This window comes from Polaromonas sp. P4_F6, from assembly GCF_056401275.1.
This window is the reverse complement of sequence record NZ_JBFUJQ010000006.1, coordinates 176,525-189,043: the sequence shown is the minus strand read 5'-3', so window position 1 is coordinate 189,043 and position 12,519 is coordinate 176,525. Positions and strand designations below refer to the sequence as shown.

Below are 12,519 nucleotides of genomic sequence, written 5' to 3'. Positions count from 1 at the left end.
ACGGAACGCCCCACCCCCCATGAAAAGCTCAGAACGCAACTTTGCCCGCCGCATAGACCTGACCTCGCTTCAGCTCTTTGTGGCTGTCTGCGAGCTGGGCAGCATAGGCAAGGCCGCCGAGCGCGAATTCATCGCCGCCTCGGCCGTGAGCAAGCGCCTTTCCGACCTCGAAGCCACGCTGGACACCCCGCTGCTGTACCGCCACACCCGCGGTGTCGACCTGACGCCGGCCGGCGAGAGCCTGCTGCACCATGCGCGCTCGGTGCTGTTCAGCCTCGAAAAAATGCAGAGCGAACTCAGCGAGTACGCCGACGGCGTGCGCGGCCATGTGCGCGTGCACGCCAGCATCTCGGCCATCGTGCAATTTTTGCCCGAAGACCTGGGCGCTTTCACGCGCGAGCATTCCGGCATCAAGATAGACCTCGAAGAGCACCTGAGCACCGAGGTCGTGCGCGCCGTGCAGGAAGGCGCGGCCGACTTGGGGCTGTGCAACACCGCCAACGGCGCGGGCGACCTGCAGACCCTGCCCTACCGCAGCGACAAGCTGGTGCTCATCGTCCCCCGGGGCCACCCGCTGCGCGCGCAGGGCGCCATCCGCTTCGAAGCGGCGCTCGACTACGACCAGGTCGGTCTGCACTCCAACAGCTCGATCTACCTGGCCATGCGCGAAGCCGCGGCCCGGCTGGGCCGCACCATCAAGCTGCGCATCCACGTGACCGGCCTGGACGCCATGTGCCGCATGATCCACAACGGCCTGGGCGTGGGCGTGATGCCGCAGCGCGCCTTTGAGCTGACGCATGGCGTCGGCGAGCTTGAATCCATACCGCTGCTGGACAGCTGGGCGGAGCGCCAGATCCAGCTGGTGGCGCGCGACTTTTCCACGCTGCCGCTGACGGCGCGGCTGCTGGTGGAGCACTTGACGCAGCCCGCGGCGCCGGCCGCCAGCGCCAGGCCGGCCCACACCGGGGCCGCCCCCGCCGGTGCGGCCGCCTAAAATCACCTCAACGACAAACACACGGCAACGAGAGACCACGAAGGAAAACCATGGGACGCACCCTCTACGACAAGATCTGGGACGAGCACGTCGTTCACACCGAAGACGACGGCACGGCCATCCTCTACATAGACCGCCACCTGGTGCACGAAGTCACCAGCCCGCAAGCCTTTGAAGGCCTGCGCGAGGCCGGCCGCAAGGTCTGGCGCATCAGCTCCATCGTCGCCACCGCCGACCACAACACGCCCACCACCGGCTGGGAACTCGGCTACGACGGCATCACCGACCAGGTCAGCAAGGAACAGATCACCACGCTGGACAGCAACATCAAGGAATTCGGCGCGGCCGCCTTCTTCCCCTTCCTCTCCAAACGCCAGGGCATCGTGCATGTGATCGGCCCTGAAAACGGCGCCACCCTGCCCGGCATGACGGTGGTCTGCGGCGACTCGCACACCTCCACCCATGGCGCCTTCGGCGCGCTGGCGCACGGCATAGGCACCAGCGAAGTCGAGCACGTGATGGCCACGCAAACCCTGCTGGCCAAAAAAGCCAGGAATATGCTGGTGAAGGTGGAGGGCAAGCTCGCCCCCGGCCTGACCGGCAAGGACATCGTGCTGGCCATCATCGGCAAGATCGGCACAGCCGGCGGCACCGGCTACACGATTGAATTCGCCGGCTCGGCGATACGCGCACTCAGCATGGAAGGCCGCATGACGGTCTGCAACATGGCGATTGAAGCCGGCGCGCGCGCCGGCCTGGTCGCCGTCGACCAGAAAACCATCGACTACGTCAAGGGCCGCCTGCTGTCGCCCACCGGCGTCGAATGGGACATGGCCGTCAAGTACTGGAACACGCTGCACTCCGATGCCGACGCGAAGTTCGATGCCGTGGTCGAGCTCGACGCCGGCCAGATCCTGCCGCAGGTCACCTGGGGCACCTCGCCCGAAATGGTGCTGTCGATTGACGACCGCGTGCCCGACCCCGACAAGGAAAAAGACGCCAACAAGCGCGATGCCATCGAACGCGCCCTGAAATACATGGGCCTGGAGCCCGGCAAGGCGCTGAACGACCTCTATATCGACAAGGTGTTCATAGGCTCCTGCACCAACAGCCGCATCGAGGACATGCGCGAAGCCGCCGCCGTGATCAAGAAGATCGGCCAGAAGGTCGCGAAAAACGTCAAGCTCGCGCTGGTGGTGCCGGGCTCGGGCCTGGTCAAGGAGCAGGCCGAGCGCGAAGGCCTGGACAAGATTTTTGTGGCGGCCGGCTTTGAGTGGCGCGAACCGGGCTGCTCCATGTGCCTGGCCATGAACGCCGACCGGCTGGAGCCGGGCGAGCGCTGCGCCTCCACCAGCAACCGCAACTTCGAAGGCCGCCAGGGCGCCGGCGGGCGCACCCACCTGGTCAGCCCCGCCATGGCGGCGGCGGCCGCCGTGCACGGCCACTTTGTCGATATCCGCAAGTTTGTCTAACCCGAGCCACAGGAGGACCTTCCCATGAAAACACTCACCACCCTGATCGCGTTGTCACTGGCGTGCGCGACCCTGCTGCTGGCCGGCTGCAACACCTTCCGCGGTGTCGGCCAGGACGTCCAGAAAGTCGGCGAGAAAATCGAAAACGCGGCGAAGAAGTAAATGAAAAAATTCACCCTACACAAGGGCCTGGTGGCCCCCATGGACCGCGAGAACGTCGACACCGACGCCATCATTCCCAAGCAGTTCCTCAAGTCGATACGCAAGACCGGCTTCGGCCCCAACCTGTTTGACGAATGGCGCTACCTGGATGCGGGCTTTCCCGGCCAGGACCCGGCCACGCGCAAGCCCAACCCCGACTTCGTGCTGAACCAGCCGCGCTACGCGGGCGCCTCCATCCTGCTGGCGCGCAAGAACTTCGGCTGCGGCTCCTCGCGCGAACACGCGCCCTGGGCGCTGGACCAATACGGCTTTCGCGCCATCATCGCTCCCAGCTACGCCGACATCTTCTTCAACAACAGCTTCAAGAACGGCCTGCTGCCCATCGTGCTGCCCGAAGCGCAGGTGGCCCAGCTGTTCGACGAGGCGCTGGCCTTTCCCGGTTACCAGTTGACGGTGGACCTGGAGCGCCAGGTGATCGTCAAGCCGCAGGGCGGGGAACTCCCCTTCGAGGTGCAGGCCTTTCGCAAGTACTGCCTGCTCAACGGCCTGGACGACATCGGCCTGACCCTGCGCCAGAGCGACAAGATCAAGGCCTTTGAAGCCGAGCGCCTGGCGACCAAACCCTGGTTGAACCACACCGTCGCGGGCTGAACCCCTTTTCTTTTCCTTTTCACGCATACGCCGCGCGCCGCCCCCTGCGGGGCGCGCAGCCATTCAAAGACAGCACCATGAAAATCGCAATCCTGCCGGGTGACGGCATTGGCACCGAAATCGTCGCCGAGGCCGTCAAGGTCCTGAAAGCCCTGGACCTGAAGTTTGAAACCGAGAGCGCGCTGGTCGGCGGCGCCGCCTACGAGGCCCACGGCCACCCGCTGCCCGAGGCCACGCTCAAGCTCGCCAAGGAGGCCGACGCCGTGCTCTTCGGCGCGGTGGGCGACTGGAAATACGACAAGCTGGACCGGCCGCTGCGGCCCGAACAGGCCATCCTGGGCCTGCGCAAAAACCTGGGCCTGTTCGCCAACTTCCGGCCGGCCATCTGCTACGCGCAACTGGTGGAAGCCTCCAGCCTCAAGCGCGAACTGGTGTCCGGCCTGGACATCCTCATCATCCGCGAGCTGACCGGTGACATCTACTTCGGCCAGCCGCGCGGCCGCCGCGTCTCGCCCGACGGCCACTTCCCCGGCTCGGAAGAGGCTTTCGACACCATGCGCTATTCGCGCCCCGAGATCGAACGCATCGCCCACGTCGCCTTCCAGGCCGCCCGCAAGCGCGGCAAGCGCGTGACCAGCGTCGACAAGGCCAATGTGCTGGAAACCTTCCAGCTCTGGAAAGACGTGGTCACCGAAGTCGGCACGCAATACCCCGACGTCGCGCTGGACCACATGTATGTGGACAACGCCGCCATGCAGCTGGTCAAGGCGCCCAAGAAGTTCGACGTGGTCGTCACCGGCAATATGTTTGGCGACATCCTCAGCGACGCCGCCGCCATGCTGACCGGCTCCATCGGCATGCTGCCCTCGGCCAGCCTCAACGACAAAAACCAGGGCCTGTACGAACCCAGCCACGGCAGCGCGCCCGACATCGCCGGCAAGGGCGTGGCCAATCCGCTTGCAACGATTTTGAGCGCGGCCATGATGCTGCGCTTCAGCCTGAACCAGCCTGAAGCCGCCGCCCGCATCGAAAAAGCCGTGGACGCCGTGCTGAGCCAGGGCTTGCGCACGCCCGACATCTACAGCGAAGGCACGACCAAGGTCGGGACGGTGCAGATGGGTGATGCCGTGGTCAAAGCCTTGGCCTGACGTTTTTTTGCAGCAAACCACCTCAAACCGGCGTCAAAACACAGGTTTGAGGCGGTTGTCAGCCCCGCTAAAGCCAAGCCTGGCTACAATCGACACCTATGCGCAAAAACCCCGCTTTCACCCGCTGCCCCGCCGCCCTGCGCGCGGGTCATGGCGCGCCGGTTTTTGCCCAGATCACCAAAACGACCACCATTAAAGGCTAGCAAGCCTGGTTCGTCGTGCCCTGCCGGCTCGATGAGCCGGGCCCAAAAGCCATATTTTTGACTTTTTGAAGGGGCAGTTCCAATGAAACTCAAAGGCAATCTCACAGGGCTCGTCGGCTGGCGCGGCATGGTCGGCTCGGTGCTGATCGACCGCATGCAGGCCGAGGGCGACTTCGACCTGATCGAGCCGGTGTTCTTCTCGACCTCCAACGCGGGCGGCAAAGCCCCCGCCCAGGCGAAGAACGAGACCACCCTCAAAAACGCCTTTGACATTGAAGCGCTCAAGAAGTGCGACGTCATCATCACAGCCCAGGGCGGCGATTACACCTCCGAAGTCTTCCCCAAGCTGCGCGCGGCCGGCTGGAAGGGCCACTGGATAGACGCGGCCTCCACGCTGCGCATGAACGACGACGCCGTCATCATCCTGGACCCTGTCAACCTGCCGGTGATCCAGAACGCGCTGGCCAAGGGCGGCAACAACTGGATCGGCGGCAACTGCACGGTCAGCTGCATGCTGATGGGCGTGGGCGCGCTGTACAAGGCCGGCCTGGTCGAGTGGATGACCAGCATGACCTACCAGGCGGCTTCGGGCGGCGGCGCGCAGCACATGCGCGAATTGCTGACGCAGTTCGGCACGCTCAATAGCGAAGTCCGCTCGCTGCTGGACGACCCCAAGTCCGCCATCCTTGAAATCGACCGCCGCATCCTGGCAAAACAACAGGGCTTGAGCACCAGCGAGACCGCCAACTTCGGTGTGCCGCTGGGCGGCTCGCTGATCCCCTGGATCGACAAGGATCTGGGCAACGGCATGAGCAAGGAAGAATGGAAGGGCGGCGCCGAGACCAACAAGATCCTGGGCCAGGGCGCCGGCTTCGGCACGGCCGAAACCCCTGTGGACGGCTTCTGCGTGCGCATAGGCGCGATGCGCTGCCACAGCCAGGCGCTGACCTTCAAGCTCAAGAAGGACGTGCCGCTGGCCGACATCGAGGCCATGATCGCGGCCGACAACGAGTGGGTCAAAGTCGTGCCCAACACGCGCGAAGCCTCCATCAAGGACCTCACGCCTGTGGCCGTCACCGGCACCATGCAGATCCCCGTGGGCCGCCTGCGCAAGCTGGCCATGGGCCCCGACTACCTGGGTGCGTTCACGGTGGGCGACCAACTGCTGTGGGGCGCCGCCGAGCCGCTGCGCCGCATGCTGCGCATCCTGCTGCAGGGCTGAAATAATGGATGTGAGCGGCTGCCAACATGCAACCGCTCATCAGTAACTACATGTCACAGGACGTTGTCGTCAGACAACATCCGAAACTTGTAAGTTGCTGCTAACTCGCTGTGTCAAAACTTAAGTGGTGTCTTAGCTTGTCAGCCTAATGCCTTGATGTTAAGGTTGTTTTTCGAAAATTCGCATCGAGGTTTTTGTGCGCATAAGCAGAATAAAGTTACATGCAGACCGAGCACTGGAGGCTCACAACCCCATGAATAATCGCGGTCGTTGGCGCATAGGCGCCCTGGCAAGTGCCATTGCACTGCTCGGCAGCCTGGCAAGTCTGGAAGCCCACGCGCTCGCGCTGGGCCGGATCACAGTTCAGTCGGCATTGGGCGAGCCCCTTCGCGCTGAAATCGAAATCGCCGACATCAGGCCCGAAGAAGCGTCCAGCCTCAAGGCCGGCGTGGCCCCGCCCGACACCTTCAAGGCCGCAGGGCTTGAATACGGCAGTGTGGTTTCCGGCGTCGAGGTCAGCCTGCAGAAGCGCTCCGACGGCCGCTCCTTTCTGCGTCTGAGCAGCAACCGCCCCGTCACCGAGCCCTTTGTCGACCTGATCCTGGAGGCCAGCTGGGCCAACGGCCGCATCACGCGCGACTACACCATGCTGTTCGACCCGCCGGCCCTGCGCTCGGGCAGCTCCGCAGCCGCGCCCACCGCGCCGGTCCTGTCATCCCGTCCCGCGGCACCGCCCGCCAAGGGCATTGCCTCCATTCCCTACTCGCCGCCGGCCGGCCCCAGCAGCCGGCCCGCGCCGGTCGCCAAGGCTCCCGCCGCGCCCCTCGAGAAAGTCCCCGCCGGCGGAGACAAGCAAGTCACCGTCAAGACCGGCGACACCGCCGGCAAGATCGCCGCCCAGAACAAGCCCGCCAGCGTGTCCTTGGACCAGATGCTGGTCGCCCTGCTGCGCAGCAACCCGGACGCTTTCATCGGCGGCAACGTGAACCGCATCAAATCCGGCGCCGTGCTGGACATTCCGAGCGCCGAAACCGCCAGCGCGATTGCCGCCGGTGAAGCCAGCCAGACCATCGTCGCGCAAAGCAAGGACTTCAACAGCTTCCGCCGCAAACTGGCCGAAGGCGTGCCGGCCACCCAGGTGGCCAGCGCCGACCGCCAGGCCGGCGGCAAGGTGCAGGCCAAGGTCGAAGACCGTGCACCCGCCAGCAGCACACCCGACAAGCTGACCCTCTCCAAGGGCGCGGTCCAGGGCAAGGCAGCGCCGACGGCGGCCGAAGACAAGATCGCCAAGGAACGCCAGGCCAAGGAAGCCTCCACGCGAGTGGCCGAGCTGTCCAAGAACATCAGCGAACTGAACAAGCTGGGCACGGCTCCCGCGGCAGCACCCGCAGCCAGCGCGGCCAAAGCCCCCGGCGTTGCCGTTCCCGCGCCCGCCAGCGTGCCGGCCCCCGCGGCCGCACCAGCGCCTGCCGCGGCAGCCACCCCTGCCGCACCCGCATCCGCCCCGGCCATCACGCCGGCCCCTGCTGTTGCCGCCGCAACACCACCGGCCCCCACCGCCAGCAGCGCGCCGGCAGCAGCCGCGTCAGCGCCCGTATCGGCAGCCTCCGAGGCAGCCACCAGCGCAGCCCCGGTGGCCGCTGCTTCGCAGCCCGCGCCCGCCGCCAGCGTTGCGGCCACGCCGCCTGTGGCCGCTGCGAAAAAACCCGTGGCCACGCCACCACCGCCACCTGAACCCAGCCTGCTCGACGAACTGCTCGACAACCCGCTGGTACTGCCCATCGCGGGCGGCCTGCTGTTGCTGCTCGCCGGTTTTGGCTTTTACCGCTACCGCCAGCGTGGCGGCGCGGCCCAGGTCGACAGTTCCTTCCTCGAAAGCAGGCTGCAGCCCGATTCTTTTTTCGGCGCCAGCGGCGGCCAAAGAATTGACACGAATGAAGGCAATGCCACGGGCTCGTCCCTGGTGTATTCGCCCAGTCAATTGGATGCCGCTGGCGACGTCGACCCCGTAGCCGAAGCCGATGTGTACCTGGCCTATGGACGCGACCTGCAGGCCGAGGAAATCCTCAAGGAAGCCATGCGCACCAGCCCGATGCGCGTGGCCATCCATGCCAAGCTGATGGAAATCTACGCCAAGCGCCGCGACAGCAAGGCGTTTGAGACCGTCGCCATCGAGGCTTTCAACCTCACCCACGGCAGCGGTCCCGAGTGGGCCTACATCACCGAAATGGGCCGAGAACTCGACCCCGCCAACCCGATGTACCAGCCGGGCGGACAACCTGCCGGCGCCGGCCACGGTGGCAGCACCTCGGCCTTCAGCCCGGGCGGCACCGTGGCCATGGTGGCACAGCCGGCGCATGTCCCCGCGCCCACGCCTTCGGTGGATGTCGACCTCGACCTGGACTTCTCGCTCGGTGACGAACCCAGTGAGCCGACCACGCCGGCCGCCATCTCGGCCCCGCCACCTCCGCCGCCGGCACCCGTGCGCGTTGAGCCCACGGTGGCCATGAAGGCGCCGGAACCCGCCCCCCTGAACATGGATTTCAGCAGCGCCACGGTGGCACTCCCGACGGCCACGCCGCCGGCCGCCAAACCCGCCGCCGCACCCGAGGTGTCTTTCCTCGATGAAGGCCTGAACTTCACGCCCGAACCGTTCACACCGGCGCCCAAACCGGCACCGGCACCCGCCCCCGTGAAAGCGGCGGCGCCCACGCCGGCCCCTGCGCCAGTAGCGGCACCGGCACCGGCGGCTGACAACGGCATGCTGGAGTTCGACCTCGGTTCGCTGTCGCTGGACCTGAACGGCCCCACCACGGAAAGCCCAGCGCACCCCGAGGAAGCCTTGTCCATGTCCGGAGACCCGCTGGAAACCAAATTCCTGCTGGCCGAGGAGTTCCGTTCGCTCGGCGATTCCGATGGCGCCAGGTCCCTGGCCGAAGAAGTGATGGCCGAAGCCAAGGGTCCGCTGAAGGTCAAGGCGCAGGCCTTCCTGAACGCCCTGTCGTGAGCGCAGCCTGAACGCGCTGCGTTCACTGCGTGCCCGCCTGTGAGGATCGCACTCGGCATCAGCTACAGCGGCAGCGGCTACGAAGGCTGGCAGAGCCAGCTTTCGGGCAACACCATCCAGGACAAGCTGGAGCTGGCGCTCGGCAAATTTGCCGCCCAGCCGATCCGCACCCTGTGCGCCGGTCGCACCGACGCCGGCGTGCACGGCCTCATGCAGGTCGTGCACTTCGACACCCTGCTGCAGCGCGACATCGCCTCCTGGGTGCGCGGCACCAATACCTTTTTGCCGGCCGACATCGCCGTGCAGTGGGCGCGCGAAGTCCCGGACGAATTCCATTGCCGCGGCAGCGCCATCGCGCGCCGCTATGCCTACGTGGTGCTGGAGTCGCCGGTGCGCCCCAGCGTGGAAGCCGGGCGCGTCGGCTGGGTCTACCGGCCGCTGGACGAGGCGGCCATGCACCAGGCCGCCAACCACCTGGTCGGCGAGCATGATTTCAGCTCCTTCCGGGCCGCGCAATGCCAGGCCAAGTCCCCCGTCAAAACCATCAAGCGCATCACAATCTCGCACCGCGGGGAGCCGGGCGCCCGGTACTGGCGCTTCGAGTTCGAGGCCAACGCTTTTTTGCACCACATGATCCGCAACATCATGGGCTGCCTGGTCGCCATAGGCCAGGGCAGCTACCCGCCGGACTGGCTGGCCGGCGTGATGGCCGCGCGCAGCCGCGATGCCGCCGCGCCGACCTTTTCCCCGGACGGCCTGTATTTCCTGGGGCCGGTGTATGAAGACCATTACGGCCTCCCGAACCGCACAGCAGCCTATGATTGGTTGCCATGACGCCCATCCCCCCCACCCGTACCCGCATCAAGATCTGCGGCCTGACCCGCGAGCAAGACGTGGATGCCGCCGTGGCAGCCGGGGCCGACGCGGTCGGCTTTGTGATGTACGAGGCCAGCCCGCGCCATGTAACGGCCGAACGCGCCGCCGAGCTGGCCCGCCGCCTGCCGCCTTTTGTGACCCCGGTGCTGCTCTTCGTCAACGCGCCCGCGGCCAGTATCAGCGCCGCCTGCGCCCTCACGCCCACGGCTTTTCTGCAGTTCCACGGCGACGAAACGCCTGAAACCTGCCTGCAGGCCGGCCGGCCCTTCATGCGCGCCGCGCGCATTCCGCTTGATGAAAAAGCCGCCGAAAACACCCCGGGCGGCTTTGATCTCGTAAAATACGCCCAGGACTTCAAGGCCGCACAAGCCATCCTCCTCGACGCCCATGTCGAGGGTTATGGCGGCGGCGGGAAAACATTCAATTGGTCACTTCTTCCTCCAAACGTCAACGCTCACCTCGTTTTGTCTGGTGGATTGACGCCTGCAAACGTGATCGATGGCATTTCGCAAGTCAGGCCGCGTTGCACAACGCTGGCCGTTGATGTCAGTTCCGGCGTCGAGATTTCCAAGGGAATCAAAAGCGCCGACAAAATCAACCAGTTCGTCGCGGCCGTGCGCGCCGCCGACGAGTTACTTGCAAAGAGTCCCCATCATGTACGAGTACCACCAGCCTGACGCTTCAGGCCATTTCGGAATTTACGGCGGCAGTTTTGTTTCGGAAACGCTGACCCACGCGATCAACGAACTCAAGGCCGCCTACGCCAAATACCAGCACGACCCGGAATTCATCGCCGAATTCCATTCCGAGCTGGCACATTTCGTGGGCCGCCCTTCCCCGATCTACCATGCCGCGCGCATGAGCCGTGAACAGGGCGGCGCACAGATTTACCTCAAGCGCGAAGACCTCAACCACACCGGCGCGCACAAGATCAACAACACCATAGGCCAGGCCATGCTGGCGCGCCGCATGGGCAAGCCGCGCGTCATCGCCGAGACCGGCGCCGGCCAGCACGGCGTGGCCACCGCCACCATCTGCGCGCGCTACGGCCTGGAATGTGTGGTTTACATGGGCAGCGAAGACGTCAAGCGCCAAAGCCCCAATGTCTACCGCATGAACCTGCTGGGCGCCACGGTGGTGCCGGTCGAAAGCGGCAGCAAGACGCTGAAAGACGCGCTCAACGAAGCCATGCGCGACTGGGTCGCCAATGTGGACAACACCTTCTACATCATTGGCACGGTGGCCGGCCCGCATCCCTACCCCATGATGGTGCGCGACTTCCAGAGCGTGATAGGCACCGAATGCCTGCAGCAGATGCCGGAATTCATCGGCACCCACCAGCCCGACGCGGTGATCGCCTGCGTGGGCGGCGGCAGCAATGCCATGGGCATCTTCCACCCCTATATCCAGCACGCCAAAACCCGGCTGATCGGCGTCGAGGCCGCCGGTGAGGGCCTGGAAAGCGGCAAGCACTCGGCCTCGCTGCAGCGCGGCCTGCCCGGCGTGCTGCACGGCAACCGCACCTATGTGCTGCAAAACGAGGACGGCCAGGTCACCGAGACCCACAGCATCAGCGCCGGGCTCGACTACCCCGGCGTGGGCCCGGAACACGCTTTCCTCAAGGATATAGGCCGCGCCGAATACGTCGGCATCACCGACAAGGAAGCCCTGGAGGCTTTCCACTACCTGTGCCGCACCGAAGGCATCATTCCCGCGCTCGAATCCAGCCATGCCGTGGCCTGCGCCATGAAGATGGCCCGCAGCATGCGCAGCGACCAGAGCCTGCTCGTCTGCCTTTCAGGCCGGGGCGACAAGGACATAGGCACGGTGGCCGACCTCTCGGGCGCCGATTTTTATGACCGGCCTTCGATGCGCGGCCTCTCCGTCAAGGGCGGCACCAAGGAAACATCATGAGCCGCATTGCCGCCACCTTCTCCACACTCAAAAGCCAGGGCCGCAAGGCCTTGATTCCTTACGTCACCGCGGGCTTTCCCTTTGCCGACGTCACGCCGGAGCTGATGCATGCCATGGTGGCCGGCGGCGCCGACGTGATCGAGCTGGGCGTGCCGTTTTCCGACCCCAGCGCCGACGGCCCGGTGATCCAGAAAGCCGGCGACAAGGCCCTGTCCTTCGGTATAGGCCTGGCCCAGGTGCTGGACATGGTGCGCCAGTTCCGCAACAAAGACAGCAGCACACCGGTGGTCCTGATGGGCTACGCCAACCCGGTGGAGCGCTACGACATCAAGCACGGCGGCGGCAAGACGGAAAGCGCCTTTATCCGCGATGCCGCCCAGGCCGGCGTGGACGGCGTGCTCATCGTCGACTACCCGCCCGAAGAATGCGTGGAGTTCGCCGCCCGGCTGCGCGCGCACAACATGGATTTGATCTTTTTGCTGGCGCCCACCAGCACGGACGCGCGCATGGCCCAGGTGGCCGAAGTCGCCAGCGGCTATGTCTATTACGTCTCGCTCAAGGGCGTGACGGGCGCCGGCACGCTGGACGTGGGGGCCGTGGAGGCCACGCTGCCGCGCATACGCAAGCATGTGAACGTGCCCGTGGGCGTGGGCTTCGGCATACGCGATGCGGCCACGGCCAAGGCCATCGGCAAGGTGGCCGATGCCGTGGTCATAGGCAGCAAAATCATCCAGCTGATCGAAAACCAGCCACGCGACAAGGTGGCCGCCACCGCGCAGGCGTTTTTGCAGGAAATCCGTACTGCTTTGGACTGACTTTCAAGCGGGCCGGCCTGGGGCCGGACACCGGGCAAACCGGCGCATAATTGCG

General features: G+C 65.6%; 11 protein-coding genes. All 11 read left to right on the top strand.

Annotated features, from left to right (window positions below; all coding sequences use genetic code 11):
- Positions 1-19 precede the first annotated feature (19 nt).
- The 11 genes from AC1DUN_RS16045 to trpA all read left to right on the top strand — a co-directional run bounded on the left by AC1DUN_RS16045 (position 20) and on the right by trpA (position 12,464).
- The gene (locus AC1DUN_RS16045) at positions 20-994 is read left to right on the top strand and encodes a LysR family transcriptional regulator (RefSeq protein ID WP_477714823.1); all 975 of its coding nucleotides are present in this window, start codon (positions 20-22) and stop codon (positions 992-994) included.
- Positions 995-1,044: 50 nt separating this feature from the next.
- Positions 1,045-2,466 carry a 3-isopropylmalate dehydratase large subunit gene (gene leuC / locus AC1DUN_RS16040; RefSeq protein WP_477714822.1) on the top strand — a complete coding sequence of 474 codons (1,422 nt, stop codon included), beginning with the start codon at positions 1,045-1,047 and terminating at the stop codon, positions 2,464-2,466.
- Positions 2,467-2,490: 24 nt separating this feature from the next.
- A complete protein-coding gene (locus AC1DUN_RS16035) occupies positions 2,491-2,628 on the top strand; it encodes an entericidin A/B family lipoprotein (RefSeq protein WP_477714821.1) in 138 nt (45 codons plus the stop codon).
- Complete coding sequence (leuD, locus tag AC1DUN_RS16030) at positions 2,629-3,279, top strand: 3-isopropylmalate dehydratase small subunit (protein ID WP_074577651.1); 651 nt, start codon at positions 2,629-2,631, stop codon at positions 3,277-3,279.
- A 77-nt stretch (positions 3,280-3,356) separates the two neighbouring features.
- A complete protein-coding gene (gene leuB / locus AC1DUN_RS16025) occupies positions 3,357-4,427 on the top strand; it encodes a 3-isopropylmalate dehydrogenase (RefSeq protein ID WP_477714820.1) in 1,071 nt (356 codons plus the stop codon).
- Between the two features lie 285 nt (positions 4,428-4,712).
- Positions 4,713-5,852 carry an aspartate-semialdehyde dehydrogenase gene (gene asd / locus AC1DUN_RS16020; protein ID WP_477714819.1) on the top strand — a complete coding sequence of 380 codons (1,140 nt, stop codon included), beginning with the start codon at positions 4,713-4,715 and terminating at the stop codon, positions 5,850-5,852.
- 253 nt (positions 5,853-6,105) lie between these two features.
- On the top strand, positions 6,106-8,859 hold the full coding sequence (locus AC1DUN_RS16015) for a FimV/HubP family polar landmark protein (RefSeq protein ID WP_477714818.1): 2,754 nt from the start codon (positions 6,106-6,108) through the stop codon (positions 8,857-8,859).
- Between the two features lie 39 nt (positions 8,860-8,898).
- Entirely contained in the window at positions 8,899-9,693 is a 795-nt protein-coding gene (gene truA / locus AC1DUN_RS16010) for a tRNA pseudouridine(38-40) synthase TruA (protein WP_477714817.1), read from the top strand.
- Positions 9,690-10,412, top strand: a complete 723-nt coding sequence (locus AC1DUN_RS16005) for a phosphoribosylanthranilate isomerase (RefSeq protein ID WP_477714928.1) — start codon at positions 9,690-9,692, stop codon at positions 10,410-10,412. The genes truA and AC1DUN_RS16005 overlap by 4 nt, the downstream gene beginning before the upstream one ends.
- Positions 10,390-11,649, top strand: a complete 1,260-nt coding sequence (trpB, locus tag AC1DUN_RS16000; protein WP_477714816.1) for a tryptophan synthase subunit beta — start codon at positions 10,390-10,392, stop codon at positions 11,647-11,649. The genes AC1DUN_RS16005 and trpB overlap by 23 nt, the downstream gene beginning before the upstream one ends.
- Positions 11,646-12,464: a tryptophan synthase subunit alpha gene (gene trpA, locus AC1DUN_RS15995; protein WP_477714815.1), complete on the top strand. Its 819-nt coding sequence runs from the start codon at positions 11,646-11,648 to the stop codon at positions 12,462-12,464. The genes trpB and trpA overlap by 4 nt, the downstream gene beginning before the upstream one ends.
- Positions 12,465-12,519 lie beyond the last annotated feature (55 nt).

Bases quoted from the DNA above. Each gene is read 5' to 3' on its own strand.
- AC1DUN_RS16005 (WP_477714928.1), top strand. From the start codon at position 9,690: ATGACGCCCATCCCCCCCACCCGTACCCGCATCAAGATCTGCGGCCTG.
- asd (WP_477714819.1), top strand. From the start codon at position 4,713: ATGAAACTCAAAGGCAATCTCACAGGGCTCGTCGGCTGGCGCGGCATG.
- leuC (WP_477714822.1), top strand. From the start codon at position 1,045: ATGGGACGCACCCTCTACGACAAGATCTGGGACGAGCACGTCGTTCAC.
- AC1DUN_RS16015 (WP_477714818.1), top strand. From the start codon at position 6,106: ATGAATAATCGCGGTCGTTGGCGCATAGGCGCCCTGGCAAGTGCCATT.
- trpB (WP_477714816.1), top strand. From the start codon at position 10,390: ATGTACGAGTACCACCAGCCTGACGCTTCAGGCCATTTCGGAATTTAC.
- leuB (WP_477714820.1), top strand. From the start codon at position 3,357: ATGAAAATCGCAATCCTGCCGGGTGACGGCATTGGCACCGAAATCGTC.
- AC1DUN_RS16045 (WP_477714823.1), top strand. From the start codon at position 20: ATGAAAAGCTCAGAACGCAACTTTGCCCGCCGCATAGACCTGACCTCG.
- leuD (WP_074577651.1), top strand. From the start codon at position 2,629: ATGAAAAAATTCACCCTACACAAGGGCCTGGTGGCCCCCATGGACCGC.
- trpA (WP_477714815.1), top strand. From the start codon at position 11,646: ATGAGCCGCATTGCCGCCACCTTCTCCACACTCAAAAGCCAGGGCCGC.
- AC1DUN_RS16035 (WP_477714821.1), top strand. From the start codon at position 2,491: ATGAAAACACTCACCACCCTGATCGCGTTGTCACTGGCGTGCGCGACC.